The 13,764-nt window shown below is 62.7% G+C and carries 12 protein-coding genes; 9 read left to right on the top strand and 3 right to left on the bottom strand.

Annotated features, from left to right (window positions below; translation table 11 throughout):
• The first annotated feature begins 135 nt into the window (after positions 1–135).
• The 7 genes from AB3X98_RS15820 to AB3X98_RS15790 all read left to right on the top strand — a co-directional run bounded on the left by AB3X98_RS15820 (position 136) and on the right by AB3X98_RS15790 (position 6,644).
• Positions 136–1,608 carry an aldehyde dehydrogenase gene (locus tag AB3X98_RS15820; protein ID WP_368602256.1) on the top strand — a complete coding sequence of 491 codons (1,473 nt, stop codon included), beginning with the start codon at positions 136–138 and terminating at the stop codon, positions 1,606–1,608.
• Positions 1,605–3,200: a GMC family oxidoreductase gene (locus tag AB3X98_RS15815; RefSeq protein ID WP_368602257.1), complete on the top strand. Its 1,596-nt coding sequence runs from the start codon at positions 1,605–1,607 to the stop codon at positions 3,198–3,200. Before AB3X98_RS15820 ends, AB3X98_RS15815 begins: the two co-directional genes overlap by 4 nt.
• Before the next feature lie 260 nt (positions 3,201–3,460).
• Positions 3,461–4,360, top strand: a complete 900-nt coding sequence (locus AB3X98_RS15810) for a LysR family transcriptional regulator (RefSeq protein ID WP_368602258.1) — start codon at positions 3,461–3,463, stop codon at positions 4,358–4,360.
• Between the two features lie 152 nt (positions 4,361–4,512).
• Positions 4,513–5,298, top strand: coding sequence for a glucose 1-dehydrogenase (locus AB3X98_RS15805; RefSeq protein ID WP_254353343.1), 786 nt, complete (start codon positions 4,513–4,515; stop codon positions 5,296–5,298).
• Positions 5,299–5,581: 283 nt separating this feature from the next.
• On the top strand, positions 5,582–5,779 hold the full coding sequence (locus tag AB3X98_RS15800; protein WP_368602259.1) for a hypothetical protein: 198 nt from the start codon (positions 5,582–5,584) through the stop codon (positions 5,777–5,779).
• Positions 5,776–6,090 (top strand): hypothetical protein, encoded by a 315-nt coding sequence (locus AB3X98_RS15795; protein WP_368602260.1) that lies wholly within the window; start codon positions 5,776–5,778, stop codon positions 6,088–6,090. The genes AB3X98_RS15800 and AB3X98_RS15795 overlap by 4 nt, the downstream gene beginning before the upstream one ends.
• 11 nt (positions 6,091–6,101) lie before the next feature.
• Complete coding sequence (locus AB3X98_RS15790) at positions 6,102–6,644, top strand: nuclear transport factor 2 family protein (RefSeq protein ID WP_368602261.1); 543 nt, start codon at positions 6,102–6,104, stop codon at positions 6,642–6,644.
• Between the two features lie 87 nt (positions 6,645–6,731).
• On the opposite strand, the gene folE is transcribed toward AB3X98_RS15790, so the two are convergent.
• The gene (gene folE, locus AB3X98_RS15785; protein ID WP_368602262.1) at positions 6,732–7,367 is read right to left on the bottom strand and encodes a GTP cyclohydrolase I FolE; all 636 of its coding nucleotides are present in this window, start codon (positions 7,365–7,367) and stop codon (positions 6,732–6,734) included.
• Positions 7,368–7,552: 185 nt separating this feature from the next.
• Between folE and AB3X98_RS15780 the strand changes: the two genes are divergently transcribed.
• Complete coding sequence (locus tag AB3X98_RS15780; protein ID WP_368602263.1) at positions 7,553–8,530, top strand: NAD(P)H-dependent flavin oxidoreductase; 978 nt, start codon at positions 7,553–7,555, stop codon at positions 8,528–8,530.
• 74 nt (positions 8,531–8,604) lie between these two features.
• Here AB3X98_RS15780 and AB3X98_RS15775 read toward each other — a convergent pair whose 3' ends face one another.
• Positions 8,605–10,251, bottom strand: a complete 1,647-nt coding sequence (locus AB3X98_RS15775; protein WP_368602264.1) for an MBL fold metallo-hydrolase — start codon at positions 10,249–10,251, stop codon at positions 8,605–8,607.
• Positions 10,252–10,293: 42 nt separating this feature from the next.
• Complete coding sequence (bktB, locus tag AB3X98_RS15770; protein WP_368602265.1) at positions 10,294–11,475, bottom strand: beta-ketothiolase BktB; 1,182 nt, start codon at positions 11,473–11,475, stop codon at positions 10,294–10,296.
• Between the two features lie 354 nt (positions 11,476–11,829).
• Between bktB and AB3X98_RS15765 the strand changes: the two genes are divergently transcribed.
• On the top strand, positions 11,830–13,761 hold the full coding sequence (locus tag AB3X98_RS15765; protein WP_368602266.1) for an AMP-binding protein: 1,932 nt from the start codon (positions 11,830–11,832) through the stop codon (positions 13,759–13,761).
• Positions 13,762–13,764: the final 3 nt, after the last annotated feature.

The following is a 13,764-nucleotide window of genomic DNA, read 5'->3' as shown; positions in this document are numbered from 1 at the left end:
GCCCGCGCTGCGCGCGCCAAGCCGACCACGAAAATGCTCAGGAGACGACACGACTGACATCGACGGCGCGTGACCGGCGCCGGTTCCTGCACGCGTCTCCTGCCTGTAGCAGTCAAACGCACAATGGAACGGCACATGGCACTTTCCCAATCGCACCGGCGCCCGCTCGACGTCCCCGGGCGCCTCTATATCGGCGGTGCATTCGTCGAAGCTGACGGCGCAGCCAGCGTCGAACATGTCAACCCTTCAACAGGGCGGCCTCAAGCCGTCGTGCCCCTCGGCAGCGTGAGCGATATCGACCGCGCCGTGAGGGCTGCCAGGGTGGCGCAACGCGTGTGGATGGAGATGGGGCCACGCGCGCGGGCGCGAAGCTTTCGGCGCCTCGGCGAGTTGCTCGAAGCGAACCAGGCGCAACTGGCATTTCTCGGTGCCCGAGAGTCGGGTATTCCGGTAGCGCTGCCGATGATGGAGATGGCGCTCGGCTGGGTCGATCACTATACGGGCTGGATCGACAAGATCGAGGGTTCGTACGGAGAGTCTTATCCGGCGCCGGGATTCAACTATACGCGCCGGGAGCCCTATGGCGTAGTGGGCGTCATCATCCCGTGGAACGGTCCGCTCATGGCGACCTGCATGATGGCGCTTCCGGCAATCGCCGCTGGCAATGGCGTCGTTCTGAAGCCGCCAGTGCTCGCGCCGTTCGTCGCACTGCGAATCGCCGAACTCGCGCATGACGCTGGTTTGCCAGCCGGGCTATTCAACGTCGTGCCCGGCGAGGCTGAGGCTGGCGAAGCGCTCGTGGGTCACCCCGACGTAGCCAAGGTCACGTTCACGGGCGGCGAAGGCGTCGCGCGGCGCGTGATGGCGACGGCGGCGGCGTGTCTCAAGCCGGTGGCGCTGGAACTGGGCGGCAAGTCGGCCAACCTTGTCTTCGAAGACGCCGATCTCGACGCAGCAGCGGTACAGGCCGTCTATGGCGCGTTGGGTCTCAGCGGGCAGGGCTGCGTGAACCCGACGCGGCTGCTCGTGCACCGATCGCGCTACGACGAAATGGTGGCGCGCGCCGCGGCAGTGGCTGCGAGCATGACGGTGGGCGACCCCTTCGACCCTGGCACGGTCGCGGGCCCGGTGATCGGCCAGTCAGCTTGCGACCGTATCCTCGGCATGATCGCGCAAGCGCGGCGCGATGCGAGGCTCGTTGCGGGCGGCGAGCGCTTGGGAGGCGAACTGGCCGACGGCTTCTTCATCCAGCCGACCGTGTTCGCCGATGTCCGGCCAGGAAGTGCGCTGGAACAGAACGAGGTGTTCGGTCCCGTGCTGTCTATCACCCCGTTCGACGACGACGCGGAAGCGCTGGCGATCGCCAACGGCACGCGTTACGGCCTCGGCGCCTATCTGCACACCAACGATCTCGACCGTGCGCATGCCTTCGCCGAGCGCCTCGATGCAGGCTACGTGAACATCAACGGTTTCGCCTCAATGGCACCCGGCGCGCCGTTCGGCGGCTATCGGCAAAGCGGTTTCAGCAGGGTGGGCGGCTGGGCGGGGATGGAAGAGTATCTGCAGCTCAAGAATGTTTTCGTCGCGCGCAGGGAAGGCAAGCGATGAGCGCAGGCGTTTTCGACTATATCGTGATCGGCGGCGGATCGGCGGGGTGCGTGATCGCGGCTCGGCTGAGCGAGAACGCTTTGACGCGCGTGTTGCTGCTGGAAGCGGGCAAGGAAGGAAAGGGGTTTCTCTTCGACATGCCAGCCGGCAGTTTCGCGCTGATGGGCAATCCCAAGGCGGACTGGATCTATCCGAGCGAACCGGATCCCTCGGCCGGTGCGCGCGTGACGACATGGGCCGCGGGTAAGGCGTTAGGCGGTAGCAGCAGCATCAACGGGATGGTCTACATCCGCGGCCAGCGCGGAGATTACGAGGCGTGGCGTGACAGCGGTTGTCCCGGCTGGGGCTTCGACGACCTGCTCCCGTACTTCCGGAAATCCGAAACGTTCGTTGGTCCGGCATCCTCAGTGCATGGCTCGGATGGCCCGCTGACGGTCTCGCCGCCGCGCGTACTGCATCCATTGGCGCATACCTTTCTCGCCGCCGCCGGGCATTGCGGCATGCCGGCGCGCGAAGAGTATTGTGCGGGCGACGTGCATGGTTCGTTCATCGTCTATGGTACGACGCGAAATGGCAAGCGCTGTAGCGCACGCAAGGCTTATCTCGAACCTGCGCTCAAGCGGCCCAACCTCACCGTCGCGACCGATGCGCTCGTCGACAACGTGCTGTTCGAGGGACAGCGGGCGATTGGCGTCAATGCCATCGTCGACGGCGCGCGGCAGACGTTTCTTGCGCGCGGGGAGGTTGTCCTAAGTGGCGGAACGATTGCATCGCCCGGCGTGTTGTTGCGATCCGGCATCGGGGCAGGTGCGGATCTGTCCGCGATGGGTATCGAAGTCGTTGCCGATCTGCCCGGCGTCGGCCGCAATGTGCAGGAGCACTGTGGGGTTTCGCAGAGCCGCCTGATCGACGTGCCGACCTACAACACCATGGTCGGGCCGCTGCGTCTCGCGGGACACCTGCTGCAGTATGCGACAGTCAAGAAGGGGATTCTGACGTCGATCGCTGTGCATGCGATGGCCTACGCGCGCAGTGCACCCGAACTGAACGAGCCGGACATCGCCATGAGCTTTTTGCCGCTGGCGATTGGCTTCGTTGGTGGACATCCCGCGTTGGCGAAGCAAGCGGGCGTCACGATTGGATCGCAGGTTTTGCGGCCGCACGGACGCGGGCGCATCAGTCTGAAGGATCGCGATCCGCTTACGAAGCCGGCCATCGAGCACGCGCTGCTCGGAGATTCTCGCGATCTCGAACTGACCATCACGGGCAGTCGTCTCGTGACCAGGGTGTTTGCCGCGCCGCCGCTGGCGAAACACGTCATCGGCGATCACGAGCCCGCATCGCTGCCTGAAAGCGATAGCGCATGGGAGGCGTACGTGCGCCAACGTGTGGGCATTGGCTACCACCCGGTAGGCAGTTGCCGGATGGGAACGGACGAAGCCGCCGTCGTCGATCCGCAATTGCGGGTTCGCGGTGTCGAGAGGCTGCGTGTGGTCGACGCCTCCGTCATGCCGAACATCATTTCGGGCAATACGAATGCTGCAACGATCGCCCTGGCCGAGAAAGCCGCGGAAACGATAATTGCGGGATGAGTGAACCGTCTTGCAGTTCGTATTCACGCTTCGAAATGTTCTCTTGCCCCATGCCTCTTCCAGATCATCCGGGCGGCCCGTTTTATTCATATTTCGGAACGATATTCAAAAATGTATGTTTAACGCAGGTCTACGTCAAGTCCGCATGCACCCGATACCACCTGCGTTCAACAATGTGACCAGGGTTCATCCGCAGTGCACCGCAATAGGACAAAGGCGATATGCTGGCGGCACCCTAAATATCGAAGTCATATCAAGCCATGGAATTGCGGCATCTCAGGCACTTTGTAGCGGTTGCGGAGACCCAGCACTTCGGGCGTGCGGCTGCACGCCTTGGCATGGCTCAGCCGCCGCTCAGCCAGTCGATCATGCGGCTGGAGGAACAGCTTGGCATCAAGCTGCTCGAACGCACGCCGCGCGGTGTGACCCTCACGCCCGCGGGATCCGCCTTGCTCGCGGAAGCCAAGCCGCTCATCGCGCAGGCGGAATTGGCCGAGCGGCGGGTGCGTCAGGCAGCCGATGAACTGGCGAGCTTGAGCGTGGCGTTCGTGCCGATGTGCGCCCTACGCATCATGCCGCTCGCCATTCAGGGGCTGCGCAAGCAATGGCCGGGCGTCGATGTCCGGTTGATCGAGCGTGGTAGTGCCCTGACTGTCGCGAGCGTGAAAAACGGCAGCATCGACCTGGGCGTGGTCGTAACCAGCGCGGCGGACGTCTCGGGTCTGGAAAGCGTGGTGATCGAGCGCCTGCGCGTGGTGGCTGCGGTTCCCGCGAAATGGCCGGTCGCGACGCAGCGTTCGATTCGCATCGCGGATCTCGCTCGATATCCCCTCATCATGTTCCCTCAGCAGATGTCGCAACCGCTGTTCGCCGCGTTCGAAGCAGCACGGCGCGAGGAGGGCTTGTCGCCGCGAGTGACCCAGCAGGCTCGCCACCCCTATACGATGCTCAACCTCGTCGCTCACGAGCTGGGTGTCGGTTTGATGCTGGACTCGGCGCGATACTTGCCTGTGGAAGGCGTTGCTTACGTTGACATTGAGGATGTTCCGGCTTCCGGCGAAACGGAAGTATCACTGGTGTGGGCGGATAGACCCCACAAGCCCTGGCACCGCTCGATGCTCGACATCATGCGCGAAATCGCGTCGCCGCCCCTGGCTTGACACTCACAACAGCACCGTTGCACCGATTCGTTCTCGCTGCTCCTCGCGCCATTCGTTTCTGCGTTCACCTTGACACCCCACGATGGGGTGTTTATCTTTGCGAATGACGTTCACAAAACAACCCGCTCGCATGGCGAGCCAAAGGAGGAGCAGTGAGCACGAATGTGGCGAGTCTTTTCAGTCTCGATCAGAAAGTGGCGGTGGTGACAGGGGCAGGTTCGGGTATCGGCCGCGAGACGGCGCTGTTGCTGGCGTCGGCCGGCGCCGCTGTGGTCGCGGCGGACCTGAACGAGGAAGCGGCGCAGGAAACGGTCAAACAAATCGAAAGCGCTTCAGGTAAGGCGATCGCCGTCAAGGTGGACATCGGCAATGAATCTTCGATTCTTGCGATGTACGAAACCGTTCAGGCAAAGCTCGGGCGTCTCGACATTCTCGTCAACAATGCGGGTATCTATCCGAAGACGCAATTCGTCGAAACGTCGGCCGAGAAGTGGGACAAGGTACTCGGCGTGAACCTGCGCGGCACCTTCCTATGCATGCGCGAAGCGATCAAGCGCATGCAAGCGGCCAAGCGCGGCGGTTCCATCATCAATATCTCGTCGGTGGCTTCGCTGCAGCCCGTAATCTTCGACAACGGCGATTACGGCGCATCGAAGGCGGGTGTCAACAATCTCACCAAAGTGGCTGCTCTCGAATTTGCAGCAGACGCAATTCGTGTGAACGCAGTGTTGCCCGGCGGCGTGGCGACCGAGGGCGCAGCTGCATCGACCAAGGTCCATCAGGCAAGCGGCCCGATTACGCAGCCCGGCCGTATGCCCCTGGGCCGCATTGGCGTCGCCTCCGATATCGCGCGCGCCGTGCTGTTCTTTGCGTCGCCGGCATCGGACTATGTCACCGGCCAGCTCCTGGCTGTCGACGGCGGTTTCCAGGTTTCCTGATCGCCCCTCGGCGGCCCGTTTTTCGCGTTGCGAAGCCGCATCGGCGATGCGGCCTGGGCTGCCTTTTGCTTTGCCCAAATTGCATACGATCCGTTGCGCACAATTGACCGTGTGCGTAGCTTGCGCTCGCGCATACGCTGCACGCTACGCCCTGGCGGCTGGTGAAAACACCGACACAGTTAATTGAACGAGTTGTTGCATAACGGAACTTCGTCACCTACGATGTCGACATAGAGGCGCCACGAATGCGCCCGCGTGGCACAAGCCTGATCGGAGACATGCGATGTACCTGCTCGACAGCGATTTACGTGGCCCTCTCGCGGACTACACGTTCCACCATCGGCGCCAGCCTGCTGGCAGCCATCCTCCCTCGTCGGACGAATCGGATCGCGCAAAACAATCGAATCGGGCGGCGCGTGCGCTGGGTGCGATGGCGCACCGTATCTTCGGCAAGCTGCGCATGGAGGGGGCGGCACGATGAAAACGATGGCTGGCGAGCGCGCTCGAGAAGCGCGCAAGGTATGGCTCCCGCTTATCCTCTTGTCGATTTCGGCGGCGGCGATCTGGCTGCTGCAACGCAACTTGCGCATGGAAGAGTTGGGCCGTTCGGCGCTGTTCGACGTTGTGATGACGATTGCCGTGCTCGGTGCAACGGCATTCGCGGGCCTCGTTGGGTGTGCGATTGCGAGTCGCGCGCAGGAAGAGGAAACCGATTTGTCGACAGGTGAAGGGTATTGCTTCATTGGCGCGGTGATCGGCGCGGTGGTCTTTTTCGTCGCTATGACTTACTAACGGTAGAAACCATGAACGAAGTGCTGAGCGCACGCTTGGAAGCGCTGTTGGACAAACAGGCCATACTCGAATGCGTGCACCGCTATTGCCGCGGGGTCGACCGCATGGACCGTGAGTTGACGCTGTCAGCGTACCATCCGGATGGGATCGATGACCACGGCGCATTCGTTGGTAATGCAAAGGAATTCGTAGATTGGGCCTTTGCGTACCATGCCGAGCATCAGCTCTCGCACCACCACATGGTCTTCAATCACAGTGTCGAACTGCAGGGCGACGAGGCGCACGGGGAAACGTACTGGCTTTTCTTCGGCGAGAATCGCGTCAAGCCGGACACGCTTGCGGTGGGGCGCTATGTCGACCGCTTCGAAAAGCGCAATGGCGTGTGGGCGATTGCCGCCCGCGTCTGCATCTCGGAGGCGATCAACGAGCTCACGCCTGCCGTAGTGCCTGCTGCCTGGCGCGAAGTCTTGATGAGCAATGGCGTGAGTTCGAGAAATCGCGAAGACGTTTCTTACGAGCGGCCTCTCACGACACGTCAGCCCAGCGAGGTTTAGGGGCTTGCGTAAGCGTCGCGCGAAGCTCGTCACGAATAACCAGCATCTCATGCAAGCCAACGTCGGCGTGGAGCCGACGTTGGCTTTTTAGCTATTGGGCAGCGGCATGATCGTGCTGTGGCCTACGATCGACAGAAACTCACGGCGCGTTGAGGGATCGTCGCGAAACGCACCCAGCATCCGGCTCGTCACCAGCGAAGCGCCGGGTTTATGCACGCCGCGCGTGCTCATGCACTGATGCGCGGCTTCGAGGATCACGGCAACTCCCTTGGGCTGTAACACCGTGTTCAACGCATCGGCGATTTGAACGGTCATCTTCTCCTGAATCTGCAGACGCTTGGCATACACGTCGACGAGGCGAGCAAGCTTGGAGATGCCGACCACACGATGCTCGGGCAGGTAAGCAACGTGTGCGCGCCCGATAATGGGCACCATATGGTGCTCGCAATAGCTTTCGAAGCGGATGTCTTTTAGCACCACCATCTCGTCGTAGCCATCCACTTCGGAGAACGTCGTAGCAAGAATCTGCATCGGATCGGATTCGTATCCGGAGAAGAACTCGCGATACGCGCGCGCGACGCGTGCGGGTGTTTGAGTGAGACCTTCTCTTTGGGGGTCGTCGCCCGCCCATCGGATAAGCGTTCGCACGGCTTCTTCCGCCTGATCGCGCGTCGGGCGAGCCGACGCTACTTCAGTGCCAATTTCTTTGTCTCGCGTGTTCATCAACTCTCCTGATCATTCATGCCTCGTGCAATCCGACGCGCGTGCGCGTGTGCTGCGCACCCGTATCGGCAACGTGAATAAAGTGTATATAATTGCACGGTGTTCGTAAATACAAACGCGTGTACCTCGCTCGACGTGCCGCGCGCTGCAGAAGCAGGTTGCACTTACATTCACAGGATCAGTACATGAAAACGCGCATTACAGAGTTGCTTGGGATTCGATATCCCATCGTTCAAGGCGGCATGATGTGGGTGGGCCGCGCGGAACTGGCCGCTGCCGTCTCGAACGCCGGTGCGCTCGGCACCATCACCGCGCTCACGCAACCCACGCCGGAGGCGCTGAGCAACGAGATTGGCCGCGTTCGATCGTTGACGGACCAGCCGTTCGCGGTGAACCTGACGATTCTGCCGACGATCAAACCGGTTCCGTACGATGAGTACGTGCAAGCGATCGTGGAGAACGGCGTGAAGGTGGTCGAGACGGCGGGGCGTAATCCCGAGCCGCACATGCCGGCGTTCAAGGCTGCGGGAATCAAGGTCATCCACAAATGCACCTCCGTGCGGCACGCGCTGAAAGCAGAGGCATTGGGGTGTGACGCCGTGAGCGTGGACGGCTTCGAATGTGCCGGCCACCCAGGCGAAGACGACGTGCCCAACCTCATTCTGTTGCCCGCGGCCGCCGCGAAGCTGCGTATTCCGATGCTGGCATCGGGCGGTATTGCCGACGCGCGCGGCATGGTCGCCGCACTCGCGCTCGGTGCGGACGGCATCAACATGGGCACGCGATTCATGGCCACGCAGGAAGCGCCGATTCATGAGAACGTCAAGCGCAGGCTGGTCGAGAACGACGAGCGCAACACGGCGCTGATTTTCCGCACGCTGAAGAACACCTCGCGCATTTTCAGAAATTCAGTTGCGGAGAAGGTGCTGGAACTCGAATACAAGGAAGGCGCGACGTTCGCGGATCTCAAACCACTCGTGAGTGGCGAGCGCGGAAAGCGTATGTACGAAACGGGGGATACGGAAGATGGGACGTTCCCTGCCGGTCTTGCGATCGGGCTGATCGAGGATATTCCCACCTGCGCGGAACTCGTGAGCCGGATGGTTGCTGAGGCGCGCGCACTCATTCACGGCCGGCTGGCCGCATTTGCAGAAGATAACTGAGCGTGCGCTAAGGCGCTTTTCGAATCGTCTGCCCGTGCCCGGATTGAAAACGGGCGCGCGCAGGCAGTTTGCATTCAGCAACGCGGGGCTTGTTCGTCTAACCGTTCGAGATGAGCAAGCAGCGAGCGGGCCGCGGCTGGCCAGAGCTTTGCCGGTACGTCGTCGTAAGCATGGCGTAGCCAGTCATCGATCGAGCCGTTCGGCAGTGTCTTCACTGCCTGCGCGATCTTTGCTTCCCGCGCCATGCGGTGCGCCTTGAGGCGCGCGATCTGCTCACGCGCGCGGTCGAGCACGTAGCCGTGTGCAGGCAGAATGAAGTCGATCTCATGTTCGGCGCAGATCGCGTCCAGCCGGTCCAGCGACGCGAGGTACGCAGTCATGTTGCCGTCGGGCGGATCGATGATGGTCGTGCTTCCATTGAGGATGTGGTCTCCGCTGAACAGCAATCCGTCCTCGACGAGGACGAGGCACACGTGGTTGCTCGCGTGCCCCGGTGTCGGAACGACAAGCAATCGATGTGTCTCGCCGTCACAGGCAAGCGCGAGCCATTCACCGTCGCGCAGTTCGCGGTCCGGGACGAAATGGCTACTCGCCCTCGCAAAGGACCCGGACGGCAGGCCGAGGATCGCTGGCTTGTTCGCGCACATGGCTTGCAGTGGCCGCGCGCCGGGCGCGTGGTCCGCGTGCGAGTGCGTGCAGACGATCATGCGTATGTCGCCACCCGTTGCGGCGAGAATGCGCTGGAGGTGCGCCTGATCGTCAGGCCCCGGATCGATCACGATGAAGCCGGTTGCCGCTGTGCCGACGATATAGCTATTCGTGCCGGGTCCCGTCATCATGCCGCCGTTCGCGACGGTCAGCCGCATCACGTTTTTCAGCAGCGGGACGGCCTCGGTTGATCGCCAGTCGAGCGCGTGAAGTACCTGGCCATCAGGGCACACGAGGCGAAGCTCCCCGTACGGCGCGTCGCCTTCCATGCAACGCACGACGTTGCCGGCTTTCAGGCCACCGCGCGGACAACTGCTCCACAGCGGTCTTTCACCGGCGCATGCAGCAAGCAACGCTTCGACCGAGTCGAACGAACGAAGGCGTTCGAGCGTGCGCACGGTTGGGAAGATCATGGCGAAGTCGCCCGCAGCGTGGCGCGCGAGGGCGTCGGAGGGATTGACCCACACCGGTTCGAATTGCTCGGCGCCATCCGCGACAGCGGTTTGTCCGGCAGGCATGCGCGCCACGAAAAACTGCACGTCGAAGCGCCGAGGCAGGTCGCGGTCGGTGATCCAATGCGCAAGCGGATAAATGCAGTCGGCGGCGAGCGTGAGGCTTCGCTGCGCGCAATGTTCCCCGATCGCCGCGCTTCGGTCGAGCGTCGCCATATCGCTGTCGTCGACGAACGCGCCATCGCTTCGCCGCGCGAGCAACACGCCTAGCTCCTCGAATGTCTCGCGTATGGCGGCCACAGCCTGAACTGCCTGCGCTTCGTCTTGCGTGCCGCGTCGCGACGCGCACGCGGCGATGCGTGCATCGGACGGATCGATCGCGCCACCAGGGAAGACAAAGGCGCCCGGTGCGAAGCTCGCTTGCGCCGAGCGCCGCGTCATCAGCACTTCAATGGCCGGCGCACCTTTGTATTGAGCGTCGCGCAGCAACAGCATCGTTGCCGCCGGGCGCGGTGAAACGGGTTGGCGCTGCGCGTGGAGCAACTGTTCGGGGCGTACCACGTCACTCCCTCTGATTCAATGAATGGCCGCTTGCGTGTAGCGCTAAATGCGTTCGAAGACTGCTGCGATGCCCTGGCCGCCGCCGATGCACATCGTGACGAGCGCATAGCGGCCGCCGCAACGGTGCAGCTCGTGAATCGCTTTCACCGCAATGACGGCGCCGGTCGCGCCGATCGGATGGCCGAGCGAGATGCCCGAGCCGTTTGGATTGACCCGGGCGCTGTCGAATTCCAGCTCCTTCGCGACGGCGCAAGCCTGCGCGGCGAATGCTTCGTTCGCTTCGATCACGTCGAGATCCGCCACGGTCAAGCCCGCGCGTTGCAATGCCTTGCGTGTTGCAGGCACCGGGCCAATGCCCATGTATTGAGGATCGACGCCTGCGTGAGCCCAGGACACGAGCCGCGCGAGTGGGCGAAGGCCGCGTTGCTCGGCAGCGCGGCGCGCCATCAGCAGGACTGCCGCAGCGCCGTCGTTGAGGCCGGACGCGTTGCCGGGCGTCACGGTCCCGTCCTTCTGGAATGCGGGACGCAACTTGGCGAGATCCGCGGCGGTCGTGCCGGGCCGTACATGCTCATCCGTATCGAACACGCTGTCGCCCTTTTTCGTGCGGAGTGCTACAGGCACGATTTGCTCGCGGAAGTGGCCATCATGTATGGCTCGTGCGGCGCGCCGGTGCGACTCGACGGCGAGCTGGTCCTGGTCGTCGCGCGAAACGCCGTACTTCTTCGCGACGTTCTCCGCCGTCACGCCCATATGGCAAGCGCTGAACGGGTCCGTCAACGCGCCGGCCATCATGTCGATCAGGCGGATGTCGCCCATGCGTGAGCCCCAACGCGCGCTAGTGGCAACGTACGCTGCGCGCGACATGCTTTCCGCGCCTGCGCCGATGGCGATTTCGGTCTCGCCGAGCGCGATGGCCTGGGCGGCGGAAATGATGGCCTGGAGGCCGGAGCCGCACAGCCTGTTGAGTGTCAGCGCCGGGGCGCCCGCACTCACGCCGCCCTCTAGCGCCGCCACGCGCGCGAGGTACATGTCGCGAGGCTCCGTATGGATCACATTGCCGAACACCACGTGGCCGACATCGTCGCCCGGCAGATTCGTGCGGTCGAGCAGCGCGCGAACGACCGTCGCGCCAAGTTGCGTAGGCGGAACGCTCGCCAGGGCACCACCAAAATCTCCAATCGCCGTGCGAACGGCAGCGGTGACGACAACCTCATCCGACATGATGGCTCCTTGATCCGGCGCTCGGCTACGACCTGCGCGTCTCGTTTGACAATATGAATGACATTCATAAATTAGCGCATTTCTTGTTTTATGTCCACGTTATTGTGCAGTGCGCAAGGATGCGATCGAGCCGCGCATTTCGACGCGTATTCGCGTCAGATGCGAGTTGCGCATCTGAGTTTCCTTGCGGGTGACAACCGGATAGACGTCCGTTCGATTTCGCGTTATGCTGGTTCAACATGATGATCAACGTTCAATTATTGGTTGCTATGGAGCTGCAAGAATTGCGTCTGCTGGAAGATGATGCGAACGCTCTCAGGACATGGCCTGCCAGATAACAACAGGACGATTCAGATGGATGCAGGTACGGCTTCGCACGATGCCCTCATGGATGTACCGTTTCGCCCGATTCGCCTTGGCAGCATGGAAGCGATTGTCGAGCGCAGACCCGATGGCAGCGTGGTGTACGCACTGAAGGAACCGCTCGAACCGTATCCCGTCCGCTTGACGGAGCGGCTCGAACACTGGGCGAGTGTTACGCCCGAGCGCGCGCTGCTCGCGCGCCGCACGCCGGACGGCAAGTCGTGGGAGTCCCTCACCTATAAGCAGGCGTTCGACGGTGCGCGTGCGCTGGGGCAGGCGCTGCTCGATCGCGGTTTGTCCCAGTCGCGTCCGTTGATGATTCTTTCGGATCGAAGCTTCGAGCATGCGCTCTTTGCGCTTGCCGCATTGCACGTCGGCATTCCCTATATTCCGGTCACGCCCGCGTACTCGCTTTTATCGCAGGACTTTTCGAAGCTCAAGCAACTGGCGGCCGTGTGCACACCTGGGCTCGTGTTCGCGGACGACGGCGCGCAGTATGGCCGCGCATTGCGCGAGGTATTCGGTGACGTGGAGTGCGTCGTCGTCGGCCCGTTGCCGGAGGGCCGGGCCGGTTCGCGTGTCGCGGAGTGGCTGAAGACGCCGGTTACCGCCGATGTCGAAAAGGCGTTCAACGCAGTGGGCCCGGACACGGTGGGCAAGATCATGTTCACCTCGGGTACGACGGGCGCACCGAAGGGTGTGATCTACCCGCAGCGCATGTTGTGCAGCAATCGCCAGCAGGTCGCGCAGGTGTTCGCGTTTCTTCAGGACGGCCCGCCGGATCTCGTTGACTGGCTGCCGTGGCATCACACCTTCGGCGGCACGCATAACTTCGGCATGGTGCTGTACGGAGGGGGCACGTACTACCTGGACCCCGGCAAGCCAACGCCGGAGGAAATCGGCCCGACTGTGCAGGCGTTGCGTGAAATCGCGCCGGTGGTCTACCTCAATACGCCCCAAGGGTTGGCCTCGCTCATTCCGCATCTTCAGGCCGACAAGGCATTGCGCGAGAAATTCTTCAGCAAGCTCGCGCTGATCTACTACGGCGGCGCAAGTCTGCCGGAGTACATCTGGGCCGAACTCGACGAACTCGCCGTACGCACGATAGGCCAGCGCGTGCTCATCATGTCGGGCATCGGTGGCACGGAAGCGGGCCCCACGCCGATGTCGGCAGCCTGGGATCCGCGGCGCGAGGCGATCGCGGGATTGCCCGTGCCCGGCGTCAAAGTGAAGGTGGCGCCGGTTGGCGCAAAGCTGGAAATCCGCTTCCTTGGCGACTGTGTCACGCCCGGGTACTGGAAAGATCCCGAGCGCACCGCCGCCTCGTTCGACGAGGAGGGCTATTTCCGCTCCGGTGACGCCGCAACCTTCATCGACCCGCAGCGTATCGAACTCGGCCTGCGCTTCGATGGCCGCATTGCGGAGAATTTCAAACTGTCCACCGGCACGTGGGTCAACGTCGCCGAGTTGCGTCTGCACGCGTTGAACATTTTCGGCCCGTATGCGCGCGACATTGTCATTGCGGGGCACGACCGCGATTACCTGACTGCACTCGTATTCCCCGACGTCGAAGCATGCCGTGCGCTGTGCGACGACCTTCACGAGCTCACGCCGAGCGTCGATCAGATCGTCAACAGCCGTGGTGTGCTGGCGTTCTTCCAGAAGGGCATCGACAAACTCGCTGCGCGACCCGGCGGCAGTTCTGCCCGTATCACGCGCATTGTGCTCGAAAGCGAGCAGCCAACGCTCGACAGCGGTGAATTGAGCGCGAAGAGCGCGATTAGCCAGCGCAACGTGCTCGAGCGGCGTCGCGGCGTCGTGGAGGAGCTTTATCGCATGCCGCCCACGCCGCGCACGCTGATCGGCAATGCCGGCGCTGCCGAAGCAGATCCTGTTCAACGTATCGAAAACGCTGGAAGCTAAAGA

Source organism: Paraburkholderia sp. BR14312, assembly GCF_040948675.1.
Taxonomy (GTDB): Bacteria; Pseudomonadota; Gammaproteobacteria; order Burkholderiales; family Burkholderiaceae; genus Paraburkholderia; species Paraburkholderia nodosa_A.
Note: the sequence above shows the minus strand (reverse complement) of the source record. Positions and strands in the feature narration are given on the sequence as shown.

Bases quoted from the DNA above. Each gene is read 5' to 3' on its own strand.
- AB3X98_RS15820 (WP_368602256.1), top strand. From the start codon at position 136: ATGGCACTTTCCCAATCGCACCGGCGCCCGCTCGACGTCCCCGGGCGC.
- AB3X98_RS15815 (WP_368602257.1), top strand. From the start codon at position 1,605: ATGAGCGCAGGCGTTTTCGACTATATCGTGATCGGCGGCGGATCGGCG.
- AB3X98_RS15810 (WP_368602258.1), top strand. From the start codon at position 3,461: ATGGAATTGCGGCATCTCAGGCACTTTGTAGCGGTTGCGGAGACCCAG.
- AB3X98_RS15800 (WP_368602259.1), top strand. From the start codon at position 5,582: ATGTACCTGCTCGACAGCGATTTACGTGGCCCTCTCGCGGACTACACG.
- AB3X98_RS15795 (WP_368602260.1), top strand. From the start codon at position 5,776: ATGAAAACGATGGCTGGCGAGCGCGCTCGAGAAGCGCGCAAGGTATGG.
- AB3X98_RS15790 (WP_368602261.1), top strand. From the start codon at position 6,102: ATGAACGAAGTGCTGAGCGCACGCTTGGAAGCGCTGTTGGACAAACAG.
- folE (WP_368602262.1), bottom strand. From the start codon at position 7,367: ATGAACACGCGAGACAAAGAAATTGGCACTGAAGTAGCGTCGGCTCGC.
- AB3X98_RS15780 (WP_368602263.1), top strand. From the start codon at position 7,553: ATGAAAACGCGCATTACAGAGTTGCTTGGGATTCGATATCCCATCGTT.
- bktB (WP_368602265.1), bottom strand. From the start codon at position 11,475: ATGTCGGATGAGGTTGTCGTCACCGCTGCCGTTCGCACGGCGATTGGA.
- AB3X98_RS15765 (WP_368602266.1), top strand. From the start codon at position 11,830: ATGGATGCAGGTACGGCTTCGCACGATGCCCTCATGGATGTACCGTTT.